The sequence below is a fragment of the Roseibium sp. genome (assembly GCF_051016195.1).
GTDB lineage: Bacteria > Pseudomonadota > Alphaproteobacteria > Rhizobiales > Stappiaceae > Roseibium.
On record NZ_CP134616.1, the window covers coordinates 436,887 to 454,932 of the forward strand.

Here is an 18,046-nt window from a genome sequence, read left to right on the forward strand (position 1 = left end):
CACGGTCTCCCGGCACAAGAATTTCATGCCGATCGTTGCGTGTTCCGATTGTGGCACGCTCAGGGCCAATCCATACTTTACGGATGAAACCGCCGCCCATTACTACAGCGCCGTCTATGGCAAGGTGAAGCGCGAGGCCAGGACACCGGAGACACTTTTTGCCAATCAGAAAGCGAAGTCGCTTGCGCCTTATCTTGGCGGCCTTGGCGAGGATTTCGACACGGTGCTCGATTTCGGCGGTGGTGCCGGCGGCAAGACAATCGATCTTCTTGCACAGGGCAAAACCGTGTTTCTGCATGAAGTCGAGGATGAATACAGCCGGTTTGCCTTTACCCAGGGCATCCTGCCGTACGACGAGACACGGAAGTACGATCTCGTTGTTGTGTCGCATGTGATCGAGCACATGATCGATCCGGGCGCTCAAATGGCGGACCTCATTCGGGACTGCTGTGCGGAAAACGGACTGCTTTTTGTCGCAACGCCTATCATCGACCGGCAGCGCGCAAGACAATGGCTGCAGCACTTTCACATATCCCACAAATACTACTTCACCCATGACTCGCTCATTGGCCTCATGGCGAGCCTTGGCTGCCGGCTGGTGACACACAACAATGCAGACGGGTTCTTGTTCCGTGTCGACGGAGAGCCGGACCGGAATATCACCGCCGAGTGCTACGCCAGGGGAGCAGAAAAGACCAGGTTGCTCGTCGAAGCCGACTCCAGACCTTCCCTTAAACGTCTGCTAAGGTTTTTCAGAAACTGGCGTCCCGCACCCCACAGCTCGAAGGGCGTTTGAGCATCCGGCACTCGGGGCATGGTCGACCACCCTCTCAAGCCGGCCATACCGTTGCCGGAAAGAGCACAGCGTCCCTTGGTTTCGATATTCGCGCGATACTGCGATGGACGGTCTATCTGGTATTGCTTATTCAGGTTTTTGAAAATAATTTGCGACGAAATTCAGATTCGAGGGTTGCGCAAGATGCTAAATATATTTGTCGGTTATGATCCAAGGGAAGCAGTGGCATTTCACGTATGCGCGAACAGCCTCACGCGTCTTTCCAGCGACATGCTGGCGATTTCACCGATTTCCCTCAACAATCTGAAAACCTACCAGGAAACCCACACCGACGGATCCAATCACTTCATCTATACGCGTTTCCTGATTCCACACCTCATGAACTACAATGGCTGGGCGCTGTTCCTGGACGGCGACATGATCGTGCGGGACGACATTGCCAAGCTTTTCGCCATGCGCGATGAGACCAAGGCCGTGATGTGCGTGCATCACGATTACAAGACCAGGCAGCACACCAAATATCTCGGTTCCAAGAACGAGGATTACCCGAGGAAGAACTGGTCCAGCGTGGTTCTGTGGAACTGCGCTCATCCCGCCAACCGGATGGTCACACCGGATTATGTCATGGAAGCGACAGGCGCCCAGTTGCATCGGTTCACATGGCTGTCGGACGACCTGATTGGCGAATTGCCGATCGAGTGGAACTGGCTGCCGGACGAATTCGGCCCGAACCCGGACGCAAAACTCTTGCATTTCACCCTGGGAACACCCTGTTTTCACGAATATGCCAACACGCCGATGGCAGCGGAGTGGCACAGGGAGAAACTTCTTGCAAACTATTCCCTGCAGCAAGTCATAGATGGTCCGTTCGACTGACGGCCTTTCTGCCTTTCAAGGATACCCTGTTGTTTGTCCGGCCACAGACAAGCGGTGGCTGAACCGCCCCAAGTGTGAAGCCGGTACGCCTGCGAGGGGATGATTGGCCGGCGCATCACGCGGCGGTCGTTCGCGCCTGAAGATCGGCGACGGCGGTGCGGTTGCCCTCTTCGATGTTTTGCAGAACGATTTCCATCGCAAGATCAGGCGACATCCGTGTTTCGTCCTGAAGGGCGATCAGGTTGCCCACAAGTTGGCTTGAGACGGCCAGCAGTTCGGCCGGGCAAAGAACTTCCTGATGTCTGCGAAGAACGTTCACCAGGTCCTGTCGCAGCATGAAATGTTTATCTCCCGGAGCAGCATGTTTCACGATCTCGCCTCCAAACAAAATAAAACGGCCGACTGTCGAGATTCCAAGCCAATTCGGCAAACCCAATGTTGCGATCAGGTGAAACCGCTCGACGGATCAGGCAATTGAACAGATCCACGCCTGCCTACAAATACTAAGCACGATTTAATTTTGTGGGCGCCGATCAGAATCGACGCAAAATTTTTCAAGTAGACATCAAAACTCGCCAATGCCTACATTCACAATATACTTAAATACACTAAAAATTTCAAATTGATACACTTCACCAAGCTCCGCTACGTCTTTTTAACCATGTCAAATTCAACAGTAAACGAAAGCAAGTCTCGCTCGCTGTATCATCGGGAAGACGGTGAAAAGCAGTCGAGGCGCGGCCCATGCCGCGCCCCGGTAACACGTCAGAGTGACGTCAGGCCCGGCCCTTCCAGGGCACGAGCACCCGCTCGGCCATGCGCATCAGGATGTCGATGCTGTAGCCGACGATGCCGATGAGGATGATCCCCATGATGACGATGTCGGTCAGCTGGAATTTCGACGCCGCAATGATCATCATTCCCGCGCCCTTTTGAGCCGCAACGAGTTCGGCCGCAACCACCGTTCCCCAGCAGACGCCCATGGCAACACGCGCACCGGTGAAGATCTCGGGCAGCGAGTTGGGGACGATGACGTAGCGCAGGATCTGACGCTTGTTGGCACCAAGCGAGAAGGCAGCATGCACCTTGCTGATGTTTACGCCCGACACGCCTGCCCGTGCCGCAATGGTCATGATCCAGAGCGCGGCCAGGAACAGAAGCACGATCTTGCCGGTTTCCCAGATGCCGAACCAGATGATGACAAGCGGGATCAGCGCCAGCGGCGGAACGGGACGCATGAATTCGACGATCGGGTCGAACCACCCGCGCACCCAGCTGGAAAGCCCCATGGCATATCCGAGGGGAATGCCGATTATGGCCCCGGCGATGAAGCCTCCAACCACGCGGAGCAGCGACCAGCCAAGGTGTTCCCAGAGCGTGAAGTTCTGGTAGCCCTCGGAAGCGATTTCGCTGAAGCGGCTGACAACGGCCTCCGGAGACGGCATCCAGATCGGCTCCATCTGAAGGCCCTTGTCGGGTTCGAAATTCAACGATCCCTTCGGCGTCATGCTGACCGTCCCGTTTGAGACGGAGACCGTCTGTCCGGGTTCGATCGCCTGCCCGTCGACCGCCGTGACACGAGCGCCTTCGCCGTCGTTGCGTGTGACGCGCAACAGAACGGACCGCCAGGCGCCGACAGTCCCGGAATCGTTCTGGGCAAGACCATCGCTCGTTGCGACTTCCGGGTCGTCAATTTTCGCACCCGGCTCATGAACGATGACGTCCACCGTGGCCTCGCCGGTCTCACCCGCATCATTCGTCACGGAATAGGTGAAGCTTGTTTCCCCGGTAAATGGCCCTGGAACATGAAACGGCACGAGTTTCGATCCGGTGAATGCGCCCCAGATGAAAAAGATCACGAGGACCGAAATGACGGACGCGGCCCGGTTCGGGCGGATTGCGCTTTCGTCACCGAAGGTAACGGTTTTCAGACTGGTGAAATCCTGACCGCGTTGCATGATGCTGCTGAGGTAGCTCACCAGAAAGTAGCTGGCGAGAAACAGGCCGGCATATGCGAGGAAGACAACTGATCCGGTCATGCTGCTGTCTCCGATCGGCCCATGATTTCCTCTTCCATTTCCCAGATCATCGAGAGGATCTCTTCGCGCGTCTCCCCGAAACCATCGCTTTTCTTGACTTCGCGGAGGTCTGCCTCGACACCGCGATCCGCAAATGGCAGGCGGTATTCCTTATGAATGCGCCCGGGCCGCGGCGCCATGACGAGCAACCGCTCGCCCAGAAGCAGCGCTTCTTCCACGGAATGCGTGATGAGAATGACGGTCTTGCCGGTTTCCTTCCAGAGCTTCAGAACAAGCCCCTGCATCTTCTCACGTGTCAGGGCGTCGAGTGCACCGAGCGGTTCGTCCATCAGGATGACATCGGGGTCGTTGGCGAGGCAACGCGCCAGGGCCACACGCTGCTGCATGCCGCCAGACAACTCGTAGACCGCCTTTTCCTTGAAGTCCTGCAAACCGACGGTTTCGAGCAGATGGTCGACGATCTGGTCGCGCTCGCGCTTGGGTGTGGATTTCATGCGCGGCCCGAACTCGACATTCTTGCGCACGTTCATCCACTCGAACAGAGCACCCTTCTGAAACACCATGCCGCGTTCGGCATTCGGTCCGGTCACGACGTGGCCGTTCATGCGCACCTGCCCGCCGGTCGGCGCCAGAAAACCCGCAACGATGTTCAAGAGAGTGGTCTTGCCGCAACCCGACGGCCCCAGGACCGACATGATTTCGCCGGTCTTCAGCTCAATGGAAACATCCTTGAGCGCTTGTACATGTGTTCCGTTGGGAAGGTCGAAACGCATGGAGAGATTTTCGATATGGAGGCCGTCCATTGCCTGTCATCTCCTGCAGCTTGAAAGGAGGGAATGCGGGACGGCCAGAATCGGCCGCCCCGCGTCTTGCAGGGATGTGATCTTACTCGGTGTTGGTGGCTGCCAGATAGCTGGAATCCACGGTGTCGACATAGCTGTCGAGCGCCTGCGGGATCGAGCCGGCTTCCTGGAAGACATCCGCCACGCCGAGCATGAAGGTCTGGACGTTTCCGCCCATCCACTTGTCGCTCAGCTTATCTTCAACGTTCGGGAACGTGAAGGTGGCCAGCGTCGCAGCAGTTGCATCCACGTCCATGCCCGCGTCCTTGGCGATGACTTCGATCATCTCGTCCTTGTTCTCGCCCTTGTTCCACATGGCGTTCGCTTCAGCGGTCACTTTCAGGAACTTGGTCAGCATTTCGCTGTCTTCTGCCGCGAAATCGGACGGCACACTGATGCCGTCGAACACGAGAATCCCGAGTTCTTCCTTTTCCGCCCCGGTCAGAAGCACGTTACCGTGTTCCACCATCCGGCGAAGCGCACCACCCCAGCCGCACACCATGTCGAGGCTGCCCTGTGCAAATGCGGCCGCACCGTCTGCAGGTGCCATGTCGACGATTTCCATCGTCGTGATGTCGACGCCGAAATGCTTCATCTGGGACAGGAAGCCGTAGTGGGCCGCGGTTCCAATCGGAACGCCGACCTGCTTGCCTTCCAGCTCCTTGGCATTGTTCTTGTCGATCTCCAGCGCTTCGGCCACGACGCAATTGTCGTTTTCGGAGTAGCTCACCGCGATATCCGTCAGGATGATGTCCTGGCCGGCCGAAGCTGCAACCACGAAGGGCGGTACACCCTGGCTAACGGCGATCTGCACGTCGCCGGACGCCATCGCGGCGGACATCGCCGTACCGGTGTCAAACGACACCCAGTTGATCGGAACCCCGAGTTCTTTTTCGTAAAGGCCCTTTTCCTTGGCATACTGGAACGGCATCGGCCACTCCAGGAAGTAAGCCACGGTCAGCTCCTCGGCGGATGAATTTGCCGGCAATCCGCTCATGAACGCCAGAGCTGCGAATGTGCCTAAAAGTTTTGATCTGTAGGTCATTGATTTTTTCTCACTGTTCCCTCGATACATTACAGACGCGCAGATTTTCCTGTCTCGTGCCGCTCTCCTCGAATATCGGCTTGCCTGCATGGCGAAAATGGTTACGACAGAACGGCCCGGTTACAATAGAAACACTTATCTGGATCTATTGTATATCTTTATCTGGCCCTATATGTCCCCGCCGGGCCGTGTTGACTGAAAACAATTGATGCAACGGACTGCTTGAATTGTGAGCAGGCGCACAAAAAATCGCTTGCGCAGTCCGAAACGAATTCACCCACTCCGCGTCCATGACCCGCAGCTTTGAAAGGACATCGCCATGAACGTCGCTGCTTCACCGAATGATCTGAGCGAAATCATCGAGGCCGACCGCAATCACGTCTGGCATCATCTGCTCCAGCACAAGGCGCTGGAGACGATCGATCCCAAGATCATGGTCGAAGGCAAGGGCATGAAGCTGTGGGACGCGACCGGCAAGGAACATCTCGACGCGGTGTCCGGCGGGGTGTGGACCGTCAATGTCGGTTACGGGCGTGAAAGCATTGCCGATGCCATTCGCGATCAGCTGGTGAAGCTGAACTATTTCGCGAACTCCGCAGGCTCGATTCCCGGTGCGCTGTTTTCCGAACGTCTGATTTCAAAGATGCCGGGCATGAGCCGGGTCTATTTCACCAATTCGGGTACCGAGGCCAACGAAAAGGCCTTCAAGATGGTCCGCCAGATCGCGCACAAGCGCTACGGCGGCAAGAAACACAAGATCCTCTATCGCGAGCGTGACTATCACGGGTCATCGATCACGGCGATTTCGGCCGGTGGGCAGCAGGAGCGGAACGCGCAGTACGGTCCCTACACGCCTGGTTTCGTTGAGGTTCCCCATTGCTGCGAATACCGCGCCCAGTGGGATGTCGACAACTACGGCGAACGCGCTGCGGACGCCATCGAGGAAGTCATCCTGCGCGAAGGACCCGACACTGTCGGTGCGCTCTGCCTGGAGCCGGTAACGGCGGGCGGCGGCGTCATCACGCCGCCGGAAGGCTACTGGGACCGGGTGCAGGAGATCTGCAAGAAGTACGACATCCTGCTGCATATCGACGAAGTGGTCTGTGGTGTCGGGCGCACGGGCACCTGGTTCGGTTATCAGCACTACGGCATCAAGCCGGATTTCGTGACGATGGCCAAGGGCGTCGCATCGGGCTACGCGGCGATCGCCTGCATGGTCACCACGGAAGAGGTGTTTGACATGTTCAAGGACGATGCTTCCGATCCGATGAGTTTCTTCCGCGACATCTCCACCTTCGGCGGCTGCACCGCAGGACCGGCTGCAGCGCTTGAAAACATGCGCATCATCGAAGACGAGGGCCTTCTGGACAACACCACGCGGATGGGCGACCGGCTGATGTCGAACCTCAACGGCCTGATGGAGAAGCACCGGGTCGTCGGCGATGTGCGCGGCAAGGGTCTCTTCTGCGGGGCGGAACTGGTTGCAGACCGCGCGACGTGCGAACCTGTTGCCGAAAAGCAGATGCAGGCCGTCGCGGCAGACTGCATGGCGCAAGGCGTCATCATCGGCATCAGCAACCGCGCCGTACCCGGCCTCAACAACGTTATCTGCCTGTCGCCCGCACTGATCGCCAGCGAAAACGACATCGACCACATCAGCGATGCGATCGACGGTGCGCTGACGCGCGTCTTCGGCTGACGGCAGAATTCCGCCCCGCTCTTGCATCAATGCGGCCGGGGCGGACTGCAGCAGGCGATGAATGCCCGCGCCTCCCCCGGCCCTGAGCCGGGGTCACATGACAGGTGCCCGGCAGGTCCCGGATCAGGTCCGGGACGGCGTAGATGTCTCATTCCCGTTTTGAGAGCGTCCGGAGGTCTGGAGACGGGTTCGGCGCTTCACCGGGTTCCCTCTCCCCCTGGGAGAGGGTCAGGGAGAGGGAGCAAACCTCCGGGCAAAATTGACAGCTCTGACCCCTCACCCGGCCTTTCAGGCCGACCTCTCCCTTGGGAGACCTTTGCATAACCTGCTGATTTTGTGATTCACTGAGTTGAATTTGAGTCGGGAGGCGTTGATGCATCGATCGAGTGGTCAGCTTGGGTTTGGCGACGGTTTTTTGGATCCGGGCCTAGGTCGCAATCAGCGTCTGGATGCAATCGACGCGGCGATTGATTGGGAGCCTTTGGATCGTCTTGTGCGCGTGCTTTACAGCGCTGGTGAAGGGCGTCCGAGCTATCGTCCTCTGACGATGGTCAAGGCGCTGTTGCTGCAGCAATGGTACGGTTTGTCTGATGTGCGTTTGGAAGAGGTCTTGTCTGACACGCTGTCTTATCGTCGATTTGTGGGTCTGTCGTTGGAAGATGGCACGCCGGATCACTCGACCATCAGCCGCTTCCGCACGGCACTGTGTCGTCACGAGCTTGATACAGCTTTATTTGAGGAGGTTTTGGGTCAACTGGAAGCCAAGGGCATGGTTCTGAAAGAAGGAACATTGCTGGATGCCACACTGGTTTCGGCTCAGGCACGCCGCCCGGGTCGAGAGGCAGGCATGGGAGGCAAATCCTCTCACGATCCGGACGCGGACTGGACGCGCAAGAACGGGCGTTCCCATTTTGGCTACAAGGCTCATGTTGCCGTCGATCAAGGATCAGGCGTCATTCGCCAGGCCATTCTGACCCCGGCGAAAACCTCCGAAAGCGAGGTGGCTGACGATCTTGTCTGTGGCGACGAACAGGCTGTGTATGCGGACAAGGCTTATGAGCACAAAGAGCGCCGCGCCAGGCTCAAGGCAGCTGGCATCAAGGACCGTGTGATGCACCGGAACCATCGATATCAAGCGGCTCTGCCATACTGGCAGCAGCGGCGCAATGCTCTGATAGCTCCCATTCGCGCTGCCGTGGAGCGCGTATTTGGAACGCTCAAACGAAGTTATGGATACGAGCGTGTGGGCTATGTCGGATTGAAGCGCAACGCAACTCAGTTCCGCCTGCTCTGTATCGCCTTCAACCTCAAAAAAGCGGCTAAGCTGAGCGCCTAACGCTCACAACAACATGAAAAACACCTCGTCCTTCAGACGATCATCAACAAAACCCGCAAAATCAACCAAAACAGATCAAGTCCAACGCCTCAAAGACGTTATGCAAAGGTCTCCGTCGGGAGAGGTGATTGAGTTTGCCGGTGGTTCAGGGCGTGAAGCAAATCTCTCAGCACCGAGGAAGGACAGGGCGCGCGTATTGCCGCCCCGGCCCTGAGCCGGGGCCACATGACAGGTGCCCGGCAGGTCCCGGATCAAGTCCGGGACGGCGCAGATGTCTTGCTGGCCGCCTTATCCCGCGGGGAGAGGTGACCGGGTTCGCGGCTGGTCAAATGCCAGAATTCACCAGACAGTCTCTGCGAACGAGCAGCCCCCGGATCTTCGCTGCGTCCTGGGCGACGCCTTCGCTTGCCGCTTTGGCCTTCTCAACGGGAATTGCCAAAAACCTCCTGACGGCTATGCTATAGGTCCAAGCACAACGAAAATTAGGGCCAGATATGGCGATTCCGGCAGAGACGTTCTTTCTCCGGCCAGACAATGAAACGTCCCTTCAACAGCAGATTCAGCGGCTGGTCGTGGAGGCGATCCTGTCGGGACGCTGCCTGCCGGGGGAGAAGATGCCGTCCTCGCGCAAGCTGGCAGAGCATCTGGGCGTTGCCAGGATTACGGTGACAATCGCCTACACTGAGTTGGTATCGAACGAGTATCTCGTTTCCAGGGGCCGGTCCGGCTATTTCGTTGCGCAGACAGCTCCGAGCCGGCCGAAATTTTCGCTGCCGGACCAGTCAGACAAGGCGCAGGTGGACTGGTCGAAAACCATCGGCCAAAGGTTTTCCGAACACGTGCCGCTCGTGCGGCCCGACAACTGGCGAGACTACAAGTACCCGTTCATCTACGGACAGTCGGATTCGAGACTGTTCGATCATCACAACTGGCGAAACTGTGCGCTCAAGGCCGTCGGGCGGAAAGACTTCGACACACTGGCGACCGACTATTACGAGCGTGATGATCCCATGCTGGTCGAGTTCATCCTGCGTCAGATCCTGCCCAGGCGCGCGATCACCGCGCGGCCGGAGGAAATCCTGATCACGATGGGCGCGCAGCATGCGCTCTGGATCACCGCACAGATCCTTTTGACCCAAAGGCGCACCGCCGCCATCGAGAACCCCTGCTATCCCGGGCTCCGCCAGATTTTGAGCCAGACCCGCTGCAACACGGTGGCGGTGGATGTCGATGCCGCAGGCATGCCGCCGGAAGACCTGCCCGAGGACGCCGACGTCGTTTTCACCACGCCAAGCCACCATTGCCCGACCAATGCGACGATGCCGGTGTCGCGGCGCGAGCGGCTTCTGGATCTCGCCGCGCGCCGTGGCTTCATAATCGTGGAGGACGATTACGAGTTCGAGATCTCGTTCCTGAAGTCGCCTTCGCCTGCACTGAAATCGCTCGATCCGACGGGGTCGGTCATCTATGTCGGTTCTTTCTCGAAATCCCTGTTTCCGGGACTGAGGCTCGGCTACCTGGTCGCGTCCGAGCCGTTCATCCGCGAAGCGCGTGCCTTGCGCTCGCTTGTCCTGCGGCACCCGCCCGGGCTCATCCAGCGCACGGCCGCCTATTTCCTCTCTCTCGGGCACTATGATGCACAGATCGCGCGCATGGGCCGCATCTACCGCAAACGCCGATCGATCATGGAGCAGAGCCTGCAGGAGAACGGCCTTGCCCAGATCGGTCAGGGCACGTTCGGAGGGTCTTCCTTCTGGATGAAGGCAGGGGAAGGCGTGGACAGTTCCAAACTGGCCATGCAGCTTCGCGAGGACGGTGTCCTGATCGAGGCCGGACGCGCCTTCTTCGCGCAAGGCGAAGAACAGCAGGGGCACTACCGGCTGGCTTATTCCTCGATCGCTTCGGCCCGGATTCCCGACGGTATTTCGCACATCGCCAATAGAATGAACGAAGCCACCGCCTGAGACATTTTGCACCCGCCAGAACGCCAGAAAACGCACACCCGTTTCGCCGCGAATGAAAAAGTTCATCGGCGCGTGAAAATTTTGTTGATTTTTTCATAATCCGGAATGAAATTATCCCTGAAATTTTCACAAGCGGATTGCCGGAATGGAAATGAGCAGCCTGGGCGAGGATCTCAGAGCCCTTCGCACAACACGGAAAATGACACTGGAGGACCTGGCCCAGAGGCTTGGGCGGTCCGTCGGCTGGCTGTCCCAGATCGAGCGCGACATCTCGACACCGCGCCTGTCCGATCTCCGCCGGATCGCCGACATTTTCGAGGTGCCGCTGTCCATCTTTTTCGGCAGCGCCGATGCACCCGATGCCGAAAAGGGACGGATCGTGCGGTCGTCCGCCCGGCGCATCATCGGGGAACGGGATGCGGGCCTTGTCGAGGCGCTGGTGTCTCCGGATCTCACCGACGATTTCGAAATGATCCATTCGACGTTTCAACCCGGCTCAAGCCGGAAGAGCCCCATTTCACGCCCCACGCAGGAGCTTGCCTACATGATCTCGGGCAAGCTGGACATCTGGCTGGATGACGATTCTTTCACCGTGACCACCGGAGACAGTTTCCGGATCCGCAACGCATCCTATCGTTGGGCCAACCCCTACTCGGAACCCGCAGTCGCCGTCTGGGTGATTTCCCCACCGGTCTACTGAACCTTTTCAAGAGGAAAGCTGAAGAATGTCAGTTCCCACTACAGCCCGTGTTGTCATTATCGGTGGCGGCGTCGTCGGAGTGTCCACCCTTTATCATCTGGCAAAAGGCGGCTGGTCCGACTGCGTGCTTCTGGAGAAGAACGAACTCACCGCCGGTTCCACCTGGCACGCGGCGGGCAACTGCCCGACCTTTTCCGCCAGTTTCGGCATTATGAACATCCAGCGCTATTCGCTGGAGCTTTACCGGGGTCTGGCCGAAGAAGTCGACTATCCGCTCAACTATCATGTCAGCGGCTCGCTCCGCCTTGCACACACGCAAGAGCGGATGAGGGAATTTGAATATGTGGCCGGCATGGGCCGGCACATGGGTGTGGACATGGAAATGTGCACACCCCAGCAGATGCAGGAACGGTATCCGTTCCTGGAAATCCACGATCTCGAAGGCGGTCTCTGGGATCCGCTCGACGGGGATATCGATCCGGCACAGGTGACCCAGGCCCTTGCCAAGGGGGCGCGGTCGCACGGCGGCAAGATCCTGCGCTTCACCCCCGCAACCGGTGTCAGCCGCGAAAACGGCGAATGGATCGTGCACACCGAAAAAGGCGACATCCGCTGCGAATACGTGGTCAACGCTGCCGGCTACTATGCCGAACGGGTCGGCGAGTGGTTCCTGCCCTTCGGCGGGCGGAAGGTGCCGCTTGCCGTCATGAGCCACCAGTACTTCCTGACGGAACCGGTTCCCGAAGTCGCTGCGTGGAGCGAAAAGCACGGACGCAAGCTGCCCCTGCTCAGGGATGTCGACACATCCTATTACCTGCGCCAGGAAACAACCGGCTTCAACCTTGGTCCCTATGAACGCAACTGCCAGTCCGCCTGGACCCGCGCCGACGACCCGATGCCCGACGATTTCAGCTTCCAGCTCTATCCCGACGATCTGGACCGGCTGGAATGGTACATCGAAGACGCAATGGCGCGCGTGCCGCTGCTCGGCACCCAGGGCGTCAGCCGCAACATCAACGGCCCAATTCCCTATGCGCCGGACGGCCTTCCGATGATCGGCCCGATGCCAGGCGTTCCGAACGCCTTCGAGGCGCATACCTTCACCTTCGGCATCGCCCAGGGCGGCGGGGCCGGCAAGGTCGCAGCCGAATGGATCATGCACGGCTGCACCGAATGGGACATGTGGGCTGTCGACCCCCGGCGCTACACCGACTACACGGACCAGCAGTACTGCATTGACAAGGCCATGGAAGTCTATGGCCACGAATACGCAATGCACTTCCCGCATCACAGCTGGCCTGCCGGCCGGGACCGCAAACTGTCTCCCAATCATGCGAAAATCGTCGAGCTTGGCGGGCAGATGGGAGCATTCAACGGCTGGGAACGCGCCAACTGGTTCGCCAAGGAAGGCGACGATACTTCCGAGGAAGCGACACAGACCTGGTCGCGGTCAGGTCCGTGGCAGCCACGCATCAAGGAAGAATGCGAAGCCGTTCGCGATGGCGTCGGTGTGCTCGACCTGTGCGGCTTTTCCCGTTTCAGCCTGACCGGAGAAGGCGCCGCCGAATGGCTGCGCGGCAAGATTGCGGGCGGGCTGCCCAAGGCCGGCCGCCTGAATCTGGGCTATTTCCCGGACCATCGCGGGCGCGTCCTGACCGAAATGTCCCTGATCCGCCACGACGAAGATGACTTTACGCTGATCACGGCCGCCGTCGCACAATGGCACGATCGCGATCTCCTGATGTCGGACCTGCCTGAGGGACTGACGCTCACGGACCGCACAGCCGAGATGACGACGCTGATCGTGGCCGGGCCGAAATCCCGCGATCTGTTCCAGGGGCTGACGGACGCGGATCTGTCGCTTGGCTGGCTGACCCATCAGCAGACGACCGTCGCAGGCAAGCCCGCCATGCTGGTGCGTGTCTCCTTCACCGGCGAACTCGGCTGGGAGGTGCATGCATCGATGGACGACATGCCCGCGATCTATGCCGCCATATTGGAAGCAGGCGCGAAACCGTTCGGCATGTTCGCGCTCAATGCCATGCGGATCGAAAAGGGTTACCGAACCTGGAAGGGTGATCTTTCGAGCGACTATTCCATGTTCGAAAGCGGGCTGGGACGCTTTGTCAAACTCGACAAGCCGCAGGACTTCCCGGGCAAGCAACCGCTCATGATCGAGAAGCAGCAAGGGTCTTCAAAGGGTTTCGTCACCCTTGTCGTGAACGCGGGTGACCATGATGCGCCATACATGTCCAGCTTGTTGAAGGACGGCGAAATCGTCGGGGAAATCACGTCCTGCGACTGGGGCTACCGGGTCAACGCCAGCATTGCGCTCGGGGTGGTCCGAGCGGGACTGGATGCGCCCGGAACCGAGCTCGAACTCGAAATCTACGGCCAGAAGCACAAAGCGGTCGTGCAGGCGGATCAGCCGCTGTGGGACCCCGAAAACGCGCGCCTTCGAGCCTGACAAATTGATGAATACAAAGCGAAACCTGCCGACATAGATGGGAGGAGATTGCATGAGCGGAGCTGAAGTGAAACAACGCCGTCGCGCCGGGGGCCGTTCGGCCCGCACAGCGGCCCGTTCGCGGCCCCTGGACGAGGCGGTCCGGCCGGTACGGCCGGGCATGCCCGGCGGTTTCTACCAGGTACTGAAGGAAACTGACGTCCTGCGCATTCATGAGGCCGCACTGCAGGCGCTTGAAGTCATCGGCTTCGCGTCCGCGCCCCCCTCAGGAAGAGCCATCCTGACGGGTGCCGGGGCAATCGAGGGTGATGACGGACGGATCCGCTTTCCGCGCGCGCTGGTCGAGGACATGCTGGCCAAAGCTGCCCGTGACATCACCCTGAAAGCGCGGGATCCGAAATTCGATCTGCACCTGTCGGGCAAGAACGTGCACTTCGGCACTGCAGGCGCCGCCGTTCATATCGTTGACCCCAAATCGGGGGACTACCGCAATCCGAATGTACAGGACATGTACGACATCGCCCGCCTGGTGCAGCAGCTGGACAATGTTCACTTCTTCCAGCGGCCCGTTGTCTGCCGCGAGTTCGAGACCCCGCGCGATCTCGATGTGAACACGGTTTATGCCGCCTGCGCCGGAACAACGAAACACATCGGCACATCGTTCACGGAAGCTGCCAACGTGGCTCCGGCACTGGAGCTTTTGCACCTGATGGCGGGAGGTGAGGACGCCTGGCGCGAACGCCCCTTCGTCTCAAACAGCAACTGTTTCGTGGTCCCGCCGCTCACATTCGCGGAAGAGAGCTGCGAAGTGATGGAAGCCTGCATCCACGCCGGTATGCCTGTCCTGCTTCTGTCTGCCGGCCAGGCCGGGGCAACCGCGCCCGCGCCGATCGCAACGGCAGTGGTTCAGGCAGTCGCCGAGTGCCTTGCCGGGGTGGTCTACGTCAACGCGATCAAACCCGGTCATACGGCAATGTTCGGGACCTGGCCCTTCGTCAGCGACCTGCGCACCGGGGCCATGTCCGGCGGCAGCGGTGAACAGGCTCTGCTGAGTTCCGCCTGCGCCCAGATGCATCACTACTACGGTCTTCCGGGAGGTGCCGCGGCGGGCATTGCCGACAGCAAGCTTCCCGACATGCAGGCCGGGTGGGAACAGGGCATCAGCAATGTCATGGCGGGGCTTTCCGGCCTGAACATGGTCTATGAAGCTGTCGGCATGCATGCCTCGCTGCTGGGCTTCTGCAAGGAATCGCTGGTGCTCGGCAATGACATGCTCGGTCAGGTCCTTCGCTGCGTGCGCGGGATCGAGGTCAAGGACGAATTCGTCGACATCGATGTCATCCGCTCCGTCGTCCTTGATGGCCCGGGGCACTATCTCGGCCACGACCAGACGCTTGAGTTGATGCAGAGCGAATACATCTATCCCGATCTTGCCGATCGAACGAGCCCGAAGGAATGGGAAGAGCGCGGCCGGCCGATGCTGCTCGACAGTGCCCAGGAAAAAATTCGCCAGATCCTGTCGGCGGACGGGCACACCTTCGATGACGCCACCGACGCAGCGCTGCGTGCCGCGCAGTCGCTGGCAGAACTTGCCAGACCCTGAAAACCAACATTTACGCGAACCAAACGGAAAGAGTTAAAAGTGACACCTCCATCAAAAGCCCGCGTCGTTGTCATCGGTGGAGGCGTGGTCGGATGTTCCGTCGCCTATCACCTGACCAAGAAAGGCTGGACCGACGTTGTCCTGCTTGAGCGGAAGCAGCTGACTTCGGGAACAACCTGGCATGCCGCCGGGCTGATCGCGCAGCTGCGGGCGACGGAGAACATGACGCGTCTGGCCAAGTACAGCCAGGAGCTTTACGGCAGCCTCGAAGCGGAGACGGAGGTTGCCACCGGTTTCCGGCGGTGCGGATCGATCACCGTGGCCCTGACAGAAGAGCGCAAGGAAGAAATTTTCCGGCAGGCCTCGATGGCGCGCGCGTTCGGTGTCGAGGTCGAGGAAATCTCGCCGGACGAGGTCAAGGCACGCTACGAGCACCTGAACACCGAGGATGTGGTCGCCGGTGTCTACCTGCCGCTGGACGGCCAGGGCGATCCGGCAAACATCGCCCTCGCGCTGGCAAAAGGCGCACGCATGGGCGGTGCCAAGGTCATGGAACGGGTGAAGGTCACCGGGCTTGTGAAGTCCGGACAACGGATCACCGGCGTGGAGTGGCAGACCGCGGAGGGTACCGGCACCATCGAATGCGATCATGTGGTCAATTGCGCCGGAATGTGGGGCCACGAACTCGGCCGCATGGCCGGCGTCAACGTGCCGCTTCATGCATGCGAGCACTTCTACATCGTCACCGAAAATGTCCCCGGCCTGACCCAGCTGCCGGTGCTGCGGGTGCCCGATGAGTGCGCCTATTACAAGGAAGACGCCGGCAAGATCCTGCTCGGCGCGTTCGAGCCCAATGCCAAACCCTGGGGGATGAACGGCATCCCGGACGATTTCGAGTTCGATCAGCTGCCGGAAGACTTCGATCATTTCGAACCGATCCTCGAGGCCGCCGTGAATCGGCTGCCGCTTCTGGCCGAAACCGGGATTCACACCTTCTTCAACGGCCCGGAAAGCTTCACGCCTGACGATGCCTACCATCTCGGCCTTGCGCCCGAACTCGACAATTTCTGGGTCGCCGCAGGTTTCAACTCCATCGGTATCCAGTCCGCCGGAGGCGCAGGAATGGCGCTCGCCGAATGGATGGATACAGGCGAGAAACCTTTTGACCTGGGTGACGTCGACATCTCGCGGATGCAGCCGTTCCAGGGCAACCGGCACTATCTGTTCGAGCGCTCGAAGGAAACTCTCGGTCTTTTGTACGCTGACCATTTTCCTTACCGCCAGAAGGCGACGGCAAGAGGCGTGCGCAGAACGCCGTTCCACGAACACCTGAAGGCGAACGGAGCGGTTTTCGGCGAGCTTGCCGGCTGGGAGCGCGCCAACTGGTTTGCCGATGAGGGCCAGGAACGCGAATACCAGTACACCTGGAAGCGCCAGAACTGGTTCGAAAACGCGGCGCGCGAACACAAGGCGGTTCGCGAGAATGTCGGCATCTACGACATGTCGTCCTTCGGCAAGATCCGGATTGAAGGTCCGGACGCCGAGGCCTTCCTGAACCATGTCGGCGGCGGCGACTATTGCGTTCCGGTCGGCAAGATCGTCTACACGCAGTTGCTCAATGATCGCGGCGGCATAGAAGCCGACGTGACCATCACGCGGGTGTCGGAAACGGCCTACCTGATGGTGACGCCCGCCGCGACGCGGCTGGCGGACGAAACCTGGCTCAGGCGCCATGTCGGCGACCGCCGGGTCGTGATCACCGATGTCACGGCAGGCGAAGCCGTGCTTGCGGTGATGGGGCCGAATTCCCGTGCGCTGCTGCAGCAGGTCTCACCCAACGACTTCAGCAACGCGACAAACCCGTTCGGCACGGCCCAGGAAATCGAAATCGGCATGGGGCTGGCGCGTGCGCACAGGGTCACCTATGTCGGAGAACTCGGCTGGGAACTCTACATCTCATCGGACATGGCCGGCCACGTCTTCGAGGTTCTGCACGAAGCAGGACAGGGTCTCGATGCGAAACTGTGCGGCATGCACATGATGGATTCGTGCCGGATCGAAAAGGGCTTCCGGCATTTCGGCCACGACATCACCTGTGAGGATCACGTCCTGGAAGCCGGGCTCGGTTTCGCGGTCAAGCGGGACAAGCCGGACTTCATCGGCCGGGATGCGGTTCTGCGCAAACGCGAGGCCGGGCTCGACAAACGGCTCATCCAGTTCCGCCTGAGCGACCCGGATCCGCTGCTCTATCACGCCGAGCCGATCTTGAGGAACGGCGACGTCGTCGGCTTCCTGAGCAGCGGCAACTACGGACACACGCTCGGTGGCGCCGTCGGCCTGGGTTACGTGCCCTGCCCCGGCGAAACCGCCGAGCAGGCGCTCAGCTCCACTTACGAAATCGAGGTTGCCGGGACACGTGTGAAGGCGGAGGCGTCGCTGAAACCGCTCTATGACCCGAAATCGGAGCGGGTGAAGGTCTAGATTTCCGTGTCCCGAAGCTCTTTTTGCCCGGCTTCCAGACCCTGGAAAAGAGAATAGATCGACCATAATTTAATTTTTTGAGACCTATTGTCTCAATTTTTTAAATCCGTTAACAATAAAACTGCATCGTCCGGGAACGGCTTTGGCGTAATCTGGTCTTATTGCGTCTTACAAACTGGCCCTAAGTGTGCAGTAACA

Annotated in this window: 13 protein-coding genes; 9 read left to right on the top strand and 4 right to left on the bottom strand. The window is 59.5% G+C overall.

Annotated features, from left to right (window positions below; all coding sequences use genetic code 11):
• Positions 1-25: 25 nt before the first annotated feature.
• Complete coding sequence (locus tag RDA78_RS02010; RefSeq protein ID WP_434053705.1) at positions 26-796, top strand: class I SAM-dependent methyltransferase; 771 nt, start codon at positions 26-28, stop codon at positions 794-796.
• A gap of 183 nt (positions 797-979) precedes the next feature.
• The gene (locus RDA78_RS02015) at positions 980-1,672 is read left to right on the top strand and encodes a glycosyltransferase (RefSeq protein ID WP_434053706.1); all 693 of its coding nucleotides are present in this window, start codon (positions 980-982) and stop codon (positions 1,670-1,672) included.
• Positions 1,673-1,787: 115 nt separating this feature from the next.
• Here the strand turns inward: RDA78_RS02015 and RDA78_RS02020 are convergent, their stop codons facing one another.
• From RDA78_RS02020 to RDA78_RS02035, 4 genes are all read right to left on the bottom strand, one after another.
• The gene (locus RDA78_RS02020) at positions 1,788-2,009 is read right to left on the bottom strand and encodes a hypothetical protein (protein WP_434053707.1); all 222 of its coding nucleotides are present in this window, start codon (positions 2,007-2,009) and stop codon (positions 1,788-1,790) included.
• Between the two features lie 439 nt (positions 2,010-2,448).
• Entirely contained in the window at positions 2,449-3,711 is a 1,263-nt protein-coding gene (locus RDA78_RS02025) for an ABC transporter permease subunit (protein ID WP_434053708.1), read from the bottom strand.
• The gene (locus RDA78_RS02030; protein WP_306141326.1) at positions 3,708-4,514 is read right to left on the bottom strand and encodes a taurine ABC transporter ATP-binding protein; all 807 of its coding nucleotides are present in this window, start codon (positions 4,512-4,514) and stop codon (positions 3,708-3,710) included. The genes RDA78_RS02025 and RDA78_RS02030 overlap by 4 nt, the downstream gene beginning before the upstream one ends.
• A gap of 82 nt (positions 4,515-4,596) precedes the next feature.
• The gene (locus RDA78_RS02035; RefSeq protein ID WP_434053709.1) at positions 4,597-5,598 is read right to left on the bottom strand and encodes a taurine ABC transporter substrate-binding protein; all 1,002 of its coding nucleotides are present in this window, start codon (positions 5,596-5,598) and stop codon (positions 4,597-4,599) included.
• Positions 5,599-5,917: 319 nt separating this feature from the next.
• On the opposite strand from RDA78_RS02035, the gene RDA78_RS02040 reads away from it, so the two are divergent.
• The 7 genes from RDA78_RS02040 (at position 5,918) to RDA78_RS02070 (ending at position 17,848) form a co-directional block, all read left to right on the top strand.
• Positions 5,918-7,297 (top strand): aspartate aminotransferase family protein, encoded by a 1,380-nt coding sequence (locus tag RDA78_RS02040; RefSeq protein WP_434053710.1) that lies wholly within the window; start codon positions 5,918-5,920, stop codon positions 7,295-7,297.
• A 373-nt stretch (positions 7,298-7,670) separates the two neighbouring features.
• Positions 7,671-8,633, top strand: coding sequence for an IS5 family transposase (locus RDA78_RS02045; RefSeq protein ID WP_434052359.1), 963 nt, complete (start codon positions 7,671-7,673; stop codon positions 8,631-8,633).
• 494 nt (positions 8,634-9,127) lie between these two features.
• Positions 9,128-10,597, top strand: coding sequence for a PLP-dependent aminotransferase family protein (locus RDA78_RS02050; protein WP_434053711.1), 1,470 nt, complete (start codon positions 9,128-9,130; stop codon positions 10,595-10,597).
• A gap of 145 nt (positions 10,598-10,742) precedes the next feature.
• Positions 10,743-11,297 carry a helix-turn-helix domain-containing protein gene (locus RDA78_RS02055; protein ID WP_434053712.1) on the top strand — a complete coding sequence of 185 codons (555 nt, stop codon included), beginning with the start codon at positions 10,743-10,745 and terminating at the stop codon, positions 11,295-11,297.
• Positions 11,298-11,322: 25 nt separating this feature from the next.
• A complete protein-coding gene (locus tag RDA78_RS02060; protein WP_434053713.1) occupies positions 11,323-13,764 on the top strand; it encodes a GcvT family protein in 2,442 nt (813 codons plus the stop codon).
• A 52-nt stretch (positions 13,765-13,816) separates the two neighbouring features.
• Entirely contained in the window at positions 13,817-15,367 is a 1,551-nt protein-coding gene (locus RDA78_RS02065; RefSeq protein WP_434053714.1) for a trimethylamine methyltransferase family protein, read from the top strand.
• 39 nt (positions 15,368-15,406) lie between these two features.
• Positions 15,407-17,848: a GcvT family protein gene (locus tag RDA78_RS02070; protein ID WP_434053715.1), complete on the top strand. Its 2,442-nt coding sequence runs from the start codon at positions 15,407-15,409 to the stop codon at positions 17,846-17,848.
• Positions 17,849-18,046 lie beyond the last annotated feature (198 nt).